Below are 15,987 nucleotides of genomic sequence, written 5' to 3'. Positions count from 1 at the left end.
TTGCCGCTTCTATCGCTGCGTTTAACGCTAATAGGTTCGTTTGTTCCGTTATCGAGCTTATCGTTTCTACTATGCTTTGTACGTTTTTTGCATTGCTTGCTAGTTTTTCTACTTCTTTTTGACTTTCTTTTGTCCTTCCTACCGCTTCTTTTACCGTTTCGTTTATTTCTTCTATCGTTTTACTTCCTTCTTGCGCTGCCTTGTTCGTTTCTTCGGCTTCTTCGTTTAACCTTTGTGCATCTTGCGATACCCCTTGTGCTGCCCTTGCTACTTCGTCTACTCCTGAGGTTACTTCTTCTACATTCCCCGCTGTTTCTTCTGTACTTGTTTGTATTTTGTCTATTTGTGCTTTTAGTTTTTCTGAGTTCTTTCTGCTTTCTTGTGATGAGTTTGTTAGCGTTTTTGATGCACTTTCTACTTTGCTTGATGCTTGCTTTATCGATCCCATCGATTTTCTTAGTTCTTTACTCATTCCTGATAACGCATTCGCCATTTGCCCTATTTCGTCTTTGCTTTTACTTTCAAAGTCTACTGTTAGGTCTCCCGAGGTAAGTTCTTTTAACTTTTCTGTCAAAGATTTAATTCGGTTACCATACTGCTGCCCAAACCAATAAGAAAATATTATTATAGCAACTATTAAAATAATTAAGATAATTATAATATTTCTAATAACTTCTGATAATCCCATTTCTATTTCAAAACTTGCCTGTTTTGGTGAAAAAGCTGGTAATTGAAAGGTTTTTTGTAGTGATAAATCAACATTAGTTTCAATAGTTTCAAATTCTTTAGATATTTGAACATAAATACCATCAAATTTTTCTGTGGCAAAATAATAACTTCTTAATTGTTTGTTTAATATTTCTTCAATTACGAATTGATCATTAATTTTATTTTGGTTAATTGATAATTCTTCTTGTGGTAGATTTGAATAAGTAACGCTAAAATTACTGTCATATAAAGATATATAACCATCTATTAATCTAGATATCTCAAGTAATTTTTGATTTTCAAACTCTTCTAAAACTACTAAAAATCCATTTACCGTATTAGTAGCTATAGGGTCTGCAATAGGGAATATCCCAACAAAGTAAGGTCTTGAATCAAAAGATTTTGTTTGTATAATGGGCGTCAAATATCCTAGATCCAAAATTTTTTCAAACTGTTCCTTTAAAAAATCATCCATTTTCAATTGCTTTGTATATTCATAGCCTTTCAAATAGGTTTCAGCTTTGTTTTGAACTTTGTACGAGACATTTTTTACTTCTATGTCCAATCCGCTACCACGTGTATCCGGGGGACTCATAATCCACAGTTGCATGCCGTTATATTGTTGAGCGGTAACGTATGGTTCTAGTAAGCTATATCTTTCTACCAAAGAGATACTCTTTGAAGCTGTTTTCTCTTTTATACTTGGAATAGAGGCTATCATCTTTCCTGTCTTTTCAAGTTCATTTTCTTGAGACTCGATGAAATTTAGAAAAATGTCACTTAGCGTTTTTAGTGATTCATCAAAGGAATTAGTATAATTTTCTTCTATTTGAGTGGTTAATTCAGATTCTAAATATTTAATTTGGCCATCTAGGTACTCATTATATTGATTTAATTGTTCCTGAACTAAGAAGTTGAACTCGATAATTTGGTTAAGATAATCCTGGGTTAGATTGTCGATTAATTCAGTTATTTTCTGCTCATTTTCTTCTGATCTATTCTGAATTGAAATAGTAATATAACTAACCAAAAATATACTAGGTATCAGTGCAAAGACAATTAAAAGTAGTCCAATCTTATTTCCAAATCTTTTAAACCAAGGAATTTTAAAGTTATTTTCCTCTGACATAATATCCCTCCTTATGGAAACGGTTTCTTGATGTATTATAACATAATATAGGAAAATCTCGCAAGTTAAAAAAGTTAAAAATAATTTTAATATAAAAGAAAAAAAATTAGGTTATAATTAACTTATAGAAATTATTATACTAATTATTTCCTAAAAAAATAGCGAAGGAGGATACTATGAAATTAGATGATAAGATGGTTAAGTCTTTAAATGAACAAATTAACAAAGAAATTTTCTCTGCCTACCTTTATTTTTCAATGGCAGCATATTTCGATTCTTTGAATTTGGATGGATTTGCTAAATGGATGAAAGTACAAAGCAAAGAAGAATTATCTCATGCTCAAAAAATCTACGATTATATTTACGACAAAGATGGTACAGTAGAAATGGATAAAATTGACAAGCCCGCAAAGAGTTGGGATAGTCCGCTTAGTGCCTTTAAAGAAGCATATAATCATGAACTCACAGTAACAAGATCAATTGATGATCTAGTAGATTTAGCAAAAGAAATTCATGACCATGCGACTGAAAATTTCTTACAATGGTTTGTCGCAGAACAAATAGAAGAAGAAGCTAATACTAAGAAAATTGTCGATACCTTAGAAATGATTGGAGACAACAAAACTGCATTATTCATGTTTAACGGGCAATTAGGTAGCAGAGAATAACAATTGATTTAAAATATCAAATAAAAAGGGAGCCAAGCTCCCTTTTTAATCTTCTAATAATTCTTTTAAACTTTTTAAGACAGTTGAAACATGATCCTTTACGCTCACATTTTCCCAAACCTTTTTAATTATCCCTTTCGGATCTACTAAAAAAGTAGTTCTAACTACTCCCCAATTCTCTCTTCCATAACTCTTTTTTAATTGCCATACTCCAAATTGTTCTAAAACTTGATGTTCTGGATCTGCCAATAATATTACTTGTAAATCATTCTTCTGTTTAAAATTATGATGTTTTTTTTCATTATCCGGACTTATTCCGACTACTTCACAATTAAGATTCTTAAATTCGTCTATGTACTTTGTGAAGTCAACGGCTTCTTTAGTACATCCAGGAGTATTATCTCGGGGATAAAAATACAACACCACCCATTTGCCTAAAAAATCGTTGCTATTAATTTCATTCCCTTCTTCATTATTTAAAGAAAATTCAGGTATTTTATCCCCTACGTTAATTTTAAGATATTTCATTTTTATTCTCCCCTTTTTAAAAGGCTATCCCTCCACCACCAATTCTAATGGTAACATATGGTCCACTTGGGCCGAAATCAGGAACATCACCAATAGTTTGCTCTGCTAATCTCCACTGACTTACATATCCAACTGGGGCAAAAACATATCCCGCAGATATTCCTATAGCCAATCCTCCTGCTGCGGAATCACCACTGAAAGTCAAAATATAATCACCATTCAAACCTATTTTGAAAACAGGAAACTCTGTGTTAAAATGATTTTCATTGTAATTCTCTAATTGAGAATTAAAATCTGATAATTCGGGTTCTTGAGAAGTTATTAACGACATTTCCCCTCCACCAATACCTCCCAAAATATATACTCTTAAGGCATTTCTTGAAAAAACCAAATATCCTAAATCAAATAATCCATACCCAATATCAAGTTGAACAGTTTTTTTGTTGGATTTGTTTCTAGTGGATATCGCGTATCCTTCTCCACCTATTATAAACCTTCCCATAACTCCATAACCGCCACCACCATTAACCATTACAACGTCGTTTAATTGTGGAAGATTTTTACTTTGCAACACCTTATTTAAATTTTCTACATCTATCCACTGTGCTCCAATATCTGCTCCACCAAGACCGCCATATTGTCCCCCTCTCTCTAATTCGGCAAAAGACATAAAACTCAGCAAAAGTATCAACGAAATCAACAGAAAACTTTTCTTCTCCATTTTCTTTTCCTCCTCCATTAAAGATTTTTATTTTTCTATAACTACTTGCATTAAAAAATCTATTCTTTTTGTCTATAAGATTTCAGATATTTTTCTCTTAATTTTTTCGCATCTTCTTCTGATAATATCGAAATTTCCCCAATTTTTAAAGCTTCAATATAGATTTGTGCGGTTTTTTCAGCAACAATAGAAGCAGTCAAGGCTTCGTTTTCATTTTCACCTACAGTTACCAAACCATGGTTTTTTAAAATAACTGCATTGTTAGTTCCAAGTGCATTTAAAACATTATTTGCAAGATCCCATGAGCCAGGTTCACCATATTTTGATACATTTATTCTTTCACCACAAATCATTACTCCATCTTCTATTAACGGAGGTATAAAATCTTTCACTAATGAAACTATTGAAGAATACACAGGGTGTGTGTGTAAAACGCAATTGACATCTTGCCTTTCATTATAAATTGCAATGTGTACTTTTAATTCTGAAGAAGGCTTTCTAAAACCCTCAATGATTTTCCCATTTAAATCAATTACAACTATATCTTCTTCTTTCATTTTATCATAAGGATATCCCGAAGGAGTTATATAAACTTTTTTTCCTTCTCTAATAGAAATATTACCCCATGTACCCTTTACTAAACCTTCTTTGGAAATCTTTTGACATAATTCTATAACTCTTTGCTTTACATTCATTTTATTATCTTCCTTTCTAAAAAATTTATTCTCATTTCATAGCAACTTAAAAAGCCACAATATACATCACCAAAAGGTGTGTAACCTTTATCTAGAGTTTTATTGTTTTGTTTATAGCTACTTCAACTGCTTTTATTTGTATATCTAAAGGTAGACTTGGTATACTTTGACCGTAATAGGTAAACTTATCAACGACTTGCTCAGGAATATAAGGCACGTGTATGAAACCTGTTTTTAGAGGATAACCAAATTTTTCTGAGTGATATAAACTTAAGAACATTACCTCATTACAAACGTATAGCCCTGCAGTATTTGAAACAATAGCAGGAATTCCAGATTTTCTTAGTTCTTCTACAATTTCTTTTATAGGTAACTTTGAAAAATAAGCTGTATTTCCATCCCTTCTTATTGGTTCATCTTTAGGTTGATAATTTTCATTATCTGGAATTCTTGCATCCATTAAGTTTAAAGCAACTCTTTCCAAACTAATGCTACTTCTACCAGCAGCTAAGCCTAAATGAATTGCTATCTCCGGTTTAGTCTCTTTTAATAAATCTGTTAGAATCTTATCCGCTTTTTTAAACACTACAGGCAATACTTTGGTAACAATTTGAGCACCTTCTATGCTTTTACCTTCTAAATTTTCTACAATTTTCTTGGTAGGATTAAGTTCATCACCACCGAAAGGTTCAAACCCAGTTAATAGTACTTTCATATTATCTCTCCTAAATTTTTTCTTCTACTATATTGACTTAAGTCCAGATTCAATTCCCCTTCCTCGAAGGGGTGGATGCAGCGTTTTATGCTGCAGACGGGGTAGTCTGTTTAATTCCCCTTCCTCGAAGGGGTGGATGCAGCGTTTTATGCTGCAGACGGGGTAGTCANTCTTTAATTTGCTTTTAGCAAATTGAAAATCCACTTCACAAGCAACTACCCCGTCTGTGACCACACCCTGTCAGACTTTCAGTCTGACACCCCTCTCAAGAGGGGAATTCTATTATATTAACCCTTCAAAAAGGAGAATAAAAATCAACCAAAGTAGACACGTGTTTAATAAAAATTACAAAACTACTTTGGAGGTATCATATCATCTTTTTTCATCCGCTTCTTTCTTTGCAAATTATATCATATCTTTTTTTACCATACCAGAATATTTTTATTTATTTTTATACTTAAATCTATTGAAGGCTTCTTGCCAAATCTCGTGATTTTTTGGTTCATAGTTTTTAAATTCAAACGATCTTTTTATAAGTTCTCTAATTTCATCAAAATCTTTTAAATATTCCAAAGCATAAAGTTGGGAAACTAAATTACCTACAGCTGTTCCCTCCACCGGACCAGTTATAACTGGTAATCCTGTTGCTTCTGAAATAAATTGACAGAGTAACTCGTTTCTAGTTCCACCTCCTACAGCATGAACTCTTTTAAAGTTATTTTTTAATATTTTTGACAACTTTTCTTTTGTTTCATTTATTCTAAAAGCTATACTTTCTAAAATTGTTCTTATTACTTGTGAATCATCTTTTAATTCTATATTACTATCTTTGAATGATTGTCGTTTAACAGCTTGAATCATATCATCGGGATTTTGCAAAGAAGGATCATCCACGTTTATATATGATGAAAATGGTTCGGCGCCTTCTGCCATTTTTGTGATTTTTTGATATGTCTCACCATTATCTGGTAAATTCAAACTTTTTATAATCCCCTGAATCAACCACATTCCTGTAACGTTAGCTAAAATCCTATATGAACCATCCAGACATCCTTCTGCAGCCAGATTGTTTTCCATAAGTTCATAACTAAAGGGAACTTCATCTACAATAGCCCCAGTTAAACACCATGTACCCAAACTTATATACAGCGTATCCTTTGGATCAGAAGCAATAGCAGCAAAAGCCGATCCAGTATCATGACTTGCAGGTAGAATTACCTCAATATTTGAACTTTTATCGATGATTTCTTTTTTAATCTTTCCTACTTTTGTTCCAGCAGGAACTATTTTTGGCAATATATCAGTGATTTCAAACCTTTCAATTATTTCTACATCCCAATCCCTTTTTCGATGATTGTATATCTGAGTTGTCGTGGCCATCGTAAAATCTATAGTTTTTTCTCCTGTTAAAAAATAATTGAACAAAGAAGGAATAGTTAGTAAATCTTTAGAAATTTCTAAGAACTCTGGTGCATACCTTTTATAAGCTAATATCTGATAAAGGCTATTGAAAGGCTGAAATTGGGTTGGAGAATGGTCAAATATCCATTTTTTCCCTACTTCTTCTATTGTTTCTTGCATAATATTTGTCTTAAACATGTTCCTATAATGAATAGGATTGCTTATTAGGTGGCCGTTTTTATTTAATAGGCCAAAATCAACACCCCAACTATCTATTCCTAAAGAAAGTATTTCTTGATTTTTATTCATAGCTAACTTTATACTTTCCAATATATTTTCGTATAACCCTAAAACATTCCAAAAGTCTATTCTGTTTATACTTACAGGTCTATTTGGAAATCTATTTACTTCTTGCAAAGTAAGCCTATCGTTATGAACATTACCTGTAAATACCTTGCCTCCGGAAGCACCAAGATCTGCTGCCAAATGTACATGTTTCAACTTTTATCACCTTTTTCTTTTTATATTTATTTGATCAATTTTATTGATGATTTTTCAAAACAACTTACCAGGATTCATAATATTGTTTGGATCGATGACTTGTTTTATCAATTTCATTCTCTCAAACTGATTTGGCTTTGTCTTTTTAAGTAAATCTTTTTTAATGAATCCTACTCCGTGTTCACCACTTATTGCTCCACCCATATCCGAAGCTTTAATTGCTATCTTTCCCAATATCTCTTCAGATAAATTCTTCCATTGCTGTGGTGAAACGTTGGTGGGTTTCAAAGGCGCTGGATGAAGGTTCCCATCTGCTGCATGTCCTGCTACTGGTATATCTACCTGGTATTCTTTTTCTACTTGTGTTATATACTCCATTATCTCGGGTATTTTAGATGTAGGTACTACAACATCTCCACTTGGAACATATGGATCCACCGCTTTTAGACTTTCTAACCAGTTCCTTCTCATCCTCCATATCTTTTCTGAATTTGTCCTGTTATCTGCTATGAATACATCTTTTGCACCATTTTTTAATAAACTTTTGCCGCTTTTTTCGTATAATTCCTCCACCTCTTGCAATGTTGTTGCTTCATATTGTACTATTAAATAAGATCCCACTTCATCTTGATAAGGTAACTCCATTCCTGTGTATTTAGATGCATAATCGATAGATTTTTTGTCTATAAATTCTATTCCTGATGGCAGACTTTTTGTTTCCGTCATTAGTGGTCCCACATTGTCTATCGCCTTTTCTATACTTTTAAACGGTACAAGTAGATCAACCACTTTCCCCGGTTGAGGTATAAGATTCACGTATATTTTCGTGAATATTCCAAGTGTTCCTTCCGATCCTATGAACAGTTGTAATAAGTTGTAACCACTTGAGTCTTTCCTTCTTTTTCCACCGTACTCTACAATTTCACCGTTGGGCATCACTACTTCCAGTCCTAGTATATGATGGGCCGTGTTACCATATTTTATTACTTTACTTCCTCCTGCGTTGGTTGCAACGTTTCCTCCTATGAAACTTGTTTCTACACTCATTGGATATCCAGCATAGTACAACCCTTTTTCTGATACTAACCTACATAGATCGTTTGTTACTACCCCAGGTTCTACCACTGCAACCAGATTTTTTGTGTCTATTTCTATTATTCTGTTCATTCTTTCAAGAGATAATACTATCCCTCCATATATTGGTATGTCTGCTCCCGCTAAACCACTACCCGCTCCCCTTGGGGTTATTGGTATATTTTCATCGTTTGCAACTTTAATTAATTCTGATATTTGTTCTTTTGTTTCAGGTTTTACAACGATATCTGGCATGTGGGCGTAGTATTCACCCCCTGATTCGTCGTTTGAATAACTTTTTAAGCTTTCTTCGTCTTGGTATATTATTAACGCGTCGTTTTTCATTATTTTCCTTATTTTTTCTACTACCTTGTCGTTTATTTTTTTGTATTCATTCATTTTTATCACCCGATTTTATTTCTTTTTCTAAAAGAGGAAGAATGTCTGTTGCATCGGCTACTATTCCTAGGTCTGATATTTTGAATATAGGTGCTTCAGGATCTTTGTTGATTGAGATTATGTGTTTTGAGCTTGACATTCCTGCTATGTGTTGTACCGCACCCGATATTCCTACAGCTATGTATAATTTTGGACTTACAGTTTTACCAGATAACCCTATTTGATGAGAATAATCTATCCATCCCATATCTACAACAGCTCTTGTTGCTCCTACCGCTCCGTTTAATTTTTCAGCTATTCTTTGCAGTTGTTTGAAGTTTTCTGGTTTTTTTATCCCTTTTCCTCCCGCTATTATCACATCAGATTGTTGAATTGGTTGCTCACTACTTCGGTCTTTTTCAAAGTTTATCCATTTGTATTTTGATTCGTATATTTCATTTTCATATTCCTTTTTTATTATTTCTCCATTCCGATTTTCATCTTTTTCTAACGGTTGTTTCGATTTTGGCCTTACTGTTGCCATTTGGGGTTTTGTGACCGTTTTTATTTTAGCCATGACATTTCCACCAATTGCAGGCCTTATTTGTATTAACGATCTTGTTTTTTCATCTATTTCAAAGTTTGTACAATCTGCTGTTAGACCTGTGTTTAACTTTGCTGCTAAAGCTGGCATAATCGTTCTTCCCATGGTGGTGGCTGATGCTAGTATTATTTCAGGTTTTAATTCTTCTACCATATTTTTTAATATGTTTGTGTGTATGTCGGGATAAAAATGGGCCAATTTTTTGTGTTCAATATAGTAAATTTTGTCTGCCCCGTAGTGTATGAGTGATTCAATCTCTTCAACTTTGTCTGATAATACTACACTTGATAGTTCTACGTTGAGTTTTTCTGCTAAGTCTTTTCCCCATGCCAGTAATTCATACGATACACTGTTGATTTTTCCTTCTTTTACTTCTGCTATCGTCCATACCCCTTTGTATTCCTTTTTCATGATACCACGCCTTTTTCTCTTAAATACATTAGTATTTTTTCTACCCCTTCTTGTGAAGTTTTTACAACTATTTTTTCACCTTGTCTTGATATTTTTGGATAAAATACTTTTACAACCCTTGTTGGTGATCCTTTTAATCCTATTTTGTCTTCTTTTATTTTTAATTCTTCGTTGGTTAATATCTTTATCTTGCTTTTTTTGGCCCTTAATTTGTTTTCCAAATTAGGTAATCTTGGTTCGTTTATCTCTTTTACCACGGTTATCAACGCTGGAAGTGTTGTCTGTATAACTTCATTTCCACCTTCTATAGCTCTTTGAACGGTTATATTTTCGTTTGTTATTTTTGTAATTTTATTTACGTACGTTAGTATCGGTATCTCTAACTGTGCTCCAACCGACGGTCCTACCTGCCCTGTTTCTCCGTCCGTTGCCCTTTCTCCTGCAAATATAATGTCAAATTTTTTTGTTTTTAGAAATTGAGTTATCGTGTATGCTGTTGCTAGTGTGTCAGCACCAGCAAACTTTCTGTCCGTTAACAGCACACCTTCATCACATCCCATAGATATCGCTTCTTTTATAGTGTATTCTGCAGAAGCAGGTCCCATGGATATCGCTGTTATTTTTGTCCCTGAATTCTTTTCTTTTATCCTTACAGCTTCTTCTACCGCATACATGTCTAAAGGATTGAGTTCTGATTCCAAATCACTTCTTATCATTGTACCTGTCTTTTCATCTATTTTAACTTGGTCTGTAGATGGAACTTGTTTAATTAGTACGCATATTTCCATTTGATGTATCTCCTTTTTGATTTTTTATCATTCCAACAACATATGGCCCTTCAGGAATTACAGCTATCTTAGCATTATCTCTTTTCAGTTTTAAAGCTCTTTCTAAACCTTCTTCCAATGTTTTAATATTGTTTGCAAAAGTATATTTATAATCTTCTTCCTCCAGAGAAGAAAATAACAATATATTATTCGTTTTTTTCAACACCTCGATTAATTTCTGCACTTCCCATTGATCACTTTGGAACGTTCCTGAAGAACTGTGATTCTTCAAAAATTGATTAATTCCTACTTTTTTCAATTCCAAAAGTAATTCTTTGAATTCTTCTTTACCAACACCTGCTTTACACTCTGAAACCATTATAATTACGCCAGAAGGTTTCAATATTTGTGATGCTTCTACTAAGCCTTTTACGGTTTGATAAAAGTTTTGGTCAAGTGGGTACCCTGTGTTTGATGTAATTACAATATCAACTGGTTCCTCGATCTCTACAATGGAACCATTAACCACCTGTTTACACCCTAATTGATGTGCCTTGAAAATGTCCCCTGAGAAAACCCCTGTTATTTCTTTTTCTTCATTTAAAGAAACATTCAAAATAAAATCACAACCTGTCATTAACGCAACTTCTTTAGCAATCTTGTCGACAGGATTATTTTCCAACTGACAACTTTTTGAATTGGGATCTCCCATAGCTTTTACCCCATGAAAAACTTTTAAAGTCTCAATGCCAACTATTCCTGGACATATTGACTTTCTTCCTCCAGAATATCCTGCCATAAAATGAGGTTCTATTAAACCTGTACATATTTTTAAGTCAGATTCTAAATATTTTTTATTTATTATTACAGGGCAATCCAAAGAAACTTTGCCGATATTTTTTAAATGATTTTCATCGTATGCATCATGATTTATTATATTTACCTTGTACTTAAGTACTTCTTCCCCTACTAATTCTTCAAATAAATCTTCGGGAACGGGGTTATGGGAACCGTTAGCAATTAAGATGGTTATACTTTCTTCTTTCATTCCAGCTAATTTCAATGTATTAATTATAGGGGGCAAAAGAAGATAATTAGGAACAGGCCTTGTAGTATCAGAAATTACTATACAACAATTCTTCTTCCCTTTCGCTATTGAGTAAAGAGAAGGAGTACCGATAGGGGAAACCAATGATTTTTTAATAACATCCTTTACATTCTTTAACCCCTCTATTTTAGATTTCCTCAATACTCTAATGTTTAACCTATCGTCTAAAATTACCTCTTTTTCACTTTTTCCATATGGAATTATAACTTTCATATAATTCTCCTAAAAAATTATTTTTTGTTAGTGTCGTATTGTATGTATAGTACATGTGTATTTAAAAATTCTTCCACACCATGTTTACCATCGTCTCCACCTATTCCAGATTTTCTCCAGCCTGCATGAAATCCTTGCATGGCTTCGAAATTCTCCCTATTCACGTAGGTTTCACCAAACTTTATTTCATTAGCTGCTCTCATCATAACATCAAGATTCTGAGTATAAATAGAAGATGTCAAACCATATTCACAATCATTTGCATATTCAATTGCTTGATCAAGGTCTTTGAAAGTAACAATTGGAAGAACGGGACCAAAAATTTCTTTTTGAATAATTTCCATATCTTGAGTACAATTAGCCAACATCGTTGCTTTATAATAATATCCATTTTCAAATTTGTCATCTTCTCCACCAGTTAACAGTTTAGCCCCCTCTTTTATCGCTCTTTCAACAAAACCTTTAACAGATTCAAGGGCATTTTTGTTTATCAAAGGACCCATTTCTATGTCATTTGATTTCAAGGGTTCTCCGTATTTGGTATCTTGCATTGCTTTGGTCATTTTTTCTACAAATTCATCCGCAACTTTTTCATGTACATAAACTCTTTCTGCACAGTTACATACTTGTCCCGTATTTATAACTCTTGATTGTTTTATATACTTAACTGCATCGTCTATGTTAGCATCATCCATGACTATAGCCGGAGCCTTTCCTCCCAACTCTAAAGAAACCTTCGTTATATTTTTTGCAGCTAATTGCATTATTCTTGAGCCAGCTTCAACGCTTCCAGTGAAACTAACCATTCTAACTTTGGGATTGGATGCCAACTCTTCACCAACAACCGATCCTCTTCCTGTAATTAAGTTGAATACACCTTTTGGTAAGTCAGTTTCAGCAACTATTTTGGCAAATTCAAAAGCATTGTTTGGAGTATCAGAGCTAGGTTTAATGACAACGGTATTTCCTGTTATCAAAGCTGGAGCCATTTTTCTAGCTATAAGAAAGAAAGGAAAATTCCATGGTAGTATTCCAGCTACTACTCCTATCGGTGCTCTGTATAAATAAATATTTTCGTTGGGTTTATCACTAGGGATAATCTCTCCCTCTATTCTTCTTGCCCACTCCGCCATATAATCAATATAATCTGCTGTAAAGTTTATTTCGGTTTCAGCTAAACTTCTAACCTTGCCTTGCTCTTCCATTAGAGTCTCGGTTAATAATTTTGCATTTTTTCTAATACCTTCTGCTATCTTTCTTAGATATTTTCCCCTCTCAACAGCAGGCAATTTTTCCCATCTTTTTTGAGACCGATGTGCAGCGTCGATGGCCTTTCTTGTTTCATCCACAGTTGCTTGGGGGACTTCGGAAATCACTTCCTCATTTGCAGGGTTTATAACCTGAATCATTTCCCCTGAAGATGATTCTAAAAATTCACCATCAATAAAAAGTTTGTATCTTCTCATCTATTCTTCCTCCTCCTTTTTCAAATTTGGATACTTATTTCATCCAATAAATTTTTGGAGAAATAAGAATTCCCATTGGTTTAAGCCTGTACTCGTATGACCATTGGTTTCCAGTGGTTCTCCAGGCATCTGGTCCAAACCAAAAATACGCGTCATCACAATTATAAACCGTCCCAAAAGCGTTTATCCTGTTACCATATGCTGTTATATCAATAATGTGCTTACCTTTGCTTATTTTGCCTAACTCTATTTATAAGGCGCAAAGGCAATTTTCCCTTTGTAACTTCTTTTTTTATCTTGCCTTAATTTATCTTTTTCAAAAGGTGTAAAAACAAGGAAACGCTGCTTATATTGTTCATCTTTTGTAACATATCCTCCTGCAAAACCCTAAGTTCAGCGATCTTCATCATACAACCAACACAGCATATCTTCTTCTTTTGCTCTTTGGTTAAATAATTTAATTAAACTCATCATTTAAATAATCAACAGTCATACCAGTTCGTGAATGAATATGAAAACCACCGATCCCCATTATTTTAAAGTTTTCAATTTGTTCCATCAAATCTTCTTTATTTAATTTTGAGTTCCGAGCCCAAAAAGGTGTTCCTTTATATTCTTAATGGGTTTTTAAATAAATCTCGTGATAAATTTCTTTCATTTTTTGGATATGATATTGTTAGTTTCTTTTTTTATGCCTTGCACTGTTTTTAAAAATTCTAAAATTTACTATTTTATATATGTTTCAGATTTGAATTTTTTATGTGAACTGGGCTGCGCCATTCCCCTTCTACGAAGCTAAATGTAATAGAAATTCCCCTCTTGAGAGGGGTAGATGCGACGCTCTTTGTCACAGCCAGGGTGTGGTAACAGACGGGGTAGTTTAACCATTTTAAATTTAAACATTTATTTTTAGAAATGTTTCATTTCTAAAGTCCTATGTTATTTTTAAGATCTCTTATAAATAAGAGGAACTTTCAAGTAAGTTTTTTATAGAACCTGACATTGATTTCAATATGAGATAACAAGACACAGCTCCTGCATCTAAAATGTTTTTTGAAGCTTCTCCCAATCTATTTCCTCTGCCATATTTGGATATCAGATCTCTTGTTGAATCCTTACCCTTTTCTGCTGATTCTATTAAATCATTCAAAGCTTCCACAAAACTTCCATTGTTATTTATAGTTCTATCAAAAGCCTCTATCGATGGAATCAGGGTATCTAACAATGTTTTATCTCCAATTTTAGCATCAGTTAGCTCTTTAATCCCTTCTAAAGCTTTATGCAACATTTTTGAAAAATCAAATTTATCAATAACTTCTTTACTTTTTATAACTTCAGCCATTTCAAGAAAAAACACTCCATACAACGGTCCCATCGAACCACCTATTTCATTTAGTAAAACATTTCCTAAAACCTCTAAAGATTCGGAAAACCCTAATTGTTTATCTTTTATTCTATCATAACAGATAGAAAACCCTTTATTCATATTTATACCATGATCTCCATCACCTAACTGAGCATCTATTTCACTCAAATGATTTTTATTATCTTGAATAATTTTTACCATATTTTCAACAATTATTTTTCCTCTTTCATTCTTAAATGATTCTTTCATAATTTCCTCCTGGCTTAAAATTGTTTTAGCCCCACACTATATGCATTCACATCGACTAATCTTTTCAATTCTTCATCCAATTTAAGCAACGTTAAGAAAGCTCCTCCCATATCAAGCGAAGTGTAAAAATTCCCAACATAAGATTTATAAACAACTATTTTTTTGTCCTTTAATTCATTATATATATTGCTATATAAAATATATAACTCTTCAACAGGTGTGGCACCTAAACCTGAAAGCATAACTACTACCTCATTTCCTTCAATAAAAGGTAAATCAGGGAGTATTTTATCTAACATAATATTTGCAATAACTTTAGAAGGCTTTAAATCCATTATTTCTAATCCTTTTTCCCCATGATGCCCTATTCCTATTTCCATCTTTCCTTCTTCTATCTCAAAATTGGGTTTTCCGAATGCAGGAATTGTACAGGGAAATAACCCTACACCAATACTTCTCATATTATCAACTGTTTTTTGTGCCACATCTATTACTTCATCCAATATTCCCCCCTCTGAAGACTTTGCCCCAGCTATTTTCCACATTAATATTTCTCCACCTCCACCTCTTCGCCTTTCTTTTTTCTCTTTTGGAGCAGAAGAAACATCATCATTTGCTACGACAGTTCTTACTTCTATTCCTTTTGCCCTAGCCATTTTAATTGCAAGTTTTACATTCATTTTATCTCCTGCGTAATTACCAAATAAACATGCTACTCCTTTGCCGGATTCTGAAGCAATTATCGCGTCAAGAAAAGCTTGAGGAGTAGGAGAAGAAAAAATCTCTCCTATGGCAACAGCATCCACCATATTTTCTCCTATATACCCAATAAACGCTGGTAAATGACCAGAACCTCCCCCTGTTACAATGCCTACCTTCCCTGAAACTGGAGATTTGTTATATTTTAATACCCTTGGATTTGTAGTTTTCTCAATTATTTCTTGATGACATTTTATAAACCCTTCAACTTGATCGTTAACTACATTGTCAGGATTATTAATGATTTTTTTCATACAAAAAAATACCTCCTTTCTTTCTAATCTTGGTTACAAGGTTCATACCCTTTCTTTTTTAAATGTCCCCCTGTTTAGCGTTGTTTCTCCTGCTAGCCACCACGATAAAAATTATGCTTTCCCTTTACTAAATAAAGCTAAAGAACTTTTGAATCTTTCTGGGTTTAATTTCTTGGTTGATGCCGTTTACGATTCTTCTGATCTTTACGACTTTGTTCATTTGGAGAGTGAGTCTACCGCTTTTATCCCTCTTAGGACTTCTTCATTTTAGT

General features: G+C 33.4%; 15 protein-coding genes. 2 read left to right on the top strand and 13 right to left on the bottom strand.

What is annotated here, in order from left to right:
* On the bottom strand, positions 1–1,837 hold a 1,837-nt coding region (locus tag PW5551_RS10570), incomplete at its 3' end, for a methyl-accepting chemotaxis protein (RefSeq protein ID WP_113075329.1).
* A gap of 176 nt (positions 1,838–2,013) precedes the next feature.
* Here PW5551_RS10570 and PW5551_RS08375 point away from each other — a divergent pair.
* Positions 2,014–2,505: a ferritin gene (locus PW5551_RS08375; RefSeq protein ID WP_113075328.1), complete on the top strand. Its 492-nt coding sequence runs from the start codon at positions 2,014–2,016 to the stop codon at positions 2,503–2,505.
* A gap of 45 nt (positions 2,506–2,550) precedes the next feature.
* Here the strand turns inward: PW5551_RS08375 and bcp are convergent, their stop codons facing one another.
* The 12 genes from bcp to PW5551_RS08315 all read right to left on the bottom strand — a co-directional run bounded on the left by bcp (position 2,551) and on the right by PW5551_RS08315 (position 15,715).
* Positions 2,551–3,033 carry a thioredoxin-dependent thiol peroxidase gene (gene bcp / locus PW5551_RS08370; protein ID WP_113075327.1) on the bottom strand — a complete coding sequence of 161 codons (483 nt, stop codon included), beginning with the start codon at positions 3,031–3,033 and terminating at the stop codon, positions 2,551–2,553.
* A gap of 16 nt (positions 3,034–3,049) precedes the next feature.
* The gene (locus tag PW5551_RS08365; protein WP_113075326.1) at positions 3,050–3,754 is read right to left on the bottom strand and encodes a hypothetical protein; all 705 of its coding nucleotides are present in this window, start codon (positions 3,752–3,754) and stop codon (positions 3,050–3,052) included.
* Positions 3,755–3,813: 59 nt separating this feature from the next.
* Complete coding sequence (locus PW5551_RS08360; RefSeq protein ID WP_113075325.1) at positions 3,814–4,449, bottom strand: class II aldolase/adducin family protein; 636 nt, start codon at positions 4,447–4,449, stop codon at positions 3,814–3,816.
* A 91-nt stretch (positions 4,450–4,540) separates the two neighbouring features.
* Complete coding sequence (locus PW5551_RS08355) at positions 4,541–5,164, bottom strand: pyroglutamyl-peptidase I (RefSeq protein ID WP_113075324.1); 624 nt, start codon at positions 5,162–5,164, stop codon at positions 4,541–4,543.
* Positions 5,165–5,605: 441 nt separating this feature from the next.
* Positions 5,606–7,066 (bottom strand): rhamnulokinase family protein, encoded by a 1,461-nt coding sequence (locus PW5551_RS08350; RefSeq protein WP_113075323.1) that lies wholly within the window; start codon positions 7,064–7,066, stop codon positions 5,606–5,608.
* A gap of 54 nt (positions 7,067–7,120) precedes the next feature.
* The gene (locus PW5551_RS08345; RefSeq protein ID WP_113075322.1) at positions 7,121–8,539 is read right to left on the bottom strand and encodes an FAD-binding oxidoreductase; all 1,419 of its coding nucleotides are present in this window, start codon (positions 8,537–8,539) and stop codon (positions 7,121–7,123) included.
* Positions 8,532–9,533, bottom strand: a complete 1,002-nt coding sequence (locus PW5551_RS08340) for an electron transfer flavoprotein subunit alpha/FixB family protein (RefSeq protein ID WP_113075321.1) — start codon at positions 9,531–9,533, stop codon at positions 8,532–8,534. The genes PW5551_RS08345 and PW5551_RS08340 overlap by 8 nt, the downstream gene beginning before the upstream one ends.
* Positions 9,530–10,321, bottom strand: a complete 792-nt coding sequence (locus PW5551_RS08335) for an electron transfer flavoprotein subunit beta/FixA family protein (RefSeq protein WP_113075320.1) — start codon at positions 10,319–10,321, stop codon at positions 9,530–9,532. Before PW5551_RS08335 ends, PW5551_RS08340 begins: the two co-directional genes overlap by 4 nt.
* On the bottom strand, positions 10,299–11,621 hold the full coding sequence (gene larA, locus PW5551_RS08330) for a nickel-dependent lactate racemase (RefSeq protein ID WP_113075319.1): 1,323 nt from the start codon (positions 11,619–11,621) through the stop codon (positions 10,299–10,301). The genes PW5551_RS08335 and larA overlap by 23 nt, the downstream gene beginning before the upstream one ends.
* A gap of 17 nt (positions 11,622–11,638) precedes the next feature.
* Positions 11,639–13,087, bottom strand: a complete 1,449-nt coding sequence (gene aldA / locus PW5551_RS08325; RefSeq protein WP_113075318.1) for an aldehyde dehydrogenase — start codon at positions 13,085–13,087, stop codon at positions 11,639–11,641.
* A gap of 955 nt (positions 13,088–14,042) precedes the next feature.
* Complete coding sequence (gene dhaL / locus PW5551_RS08320; RefSeq protein ID WP_113075317.1) at positions 14,043–14,702, bottom strand: dihydroxyacetone kinase subunit DhaL; 660 nt, start codon at positions 14,700–14,702, stop codon at positions 14,043–14,045.
* Between the two features lie 14 nt (positions 14,703–14,716).
* Complete coding sequence (locus PW5551_RS08315; RefSeq protein ID WP_113075316.1) at positions 14,717–15,715, bottom strand: dihydroxyacetone kinase subunit DhaK; 999 nt, start codon at positions 15,713–15,715, stop codon at positions 14,717–14,719.
* Between PW5551_RS08315 and PW5551_RS08310 the strand changes: the two genes are divergently transcribed.
* Positions 15,702–15,986 carry a hypothetical protein gene (locus tag PW5551_RS08310; RefSeq protein WP_113075315.1) on the top strand — a complete coding sequence of 95 codons (285 nt, stop codon included), beginning with the start codon at positions 15,702–15,704 and terminating at the stop codon, positions 15,984–15,986. The genes PW5551_RS08315 and PW5551_RS08310 overlap by 14 nt on opposite strands.
* The last annotated feature ends 1 nt before the right edge of the window (position 15,987 follow it).

It is taken from the genome of Petrotoga sp. 9PW.55.5.1 (assembly GCF_003265365.1).
Lineage (GTDB): Bacteria > Thermotogota > Thermotogae > Petrotogales > Petrotogaceae > Petrotoga.
Note: the sequence above shows the minus strand (reverse complement) of the source record. Positions and strands in the feature narration are given on the sequence as shown.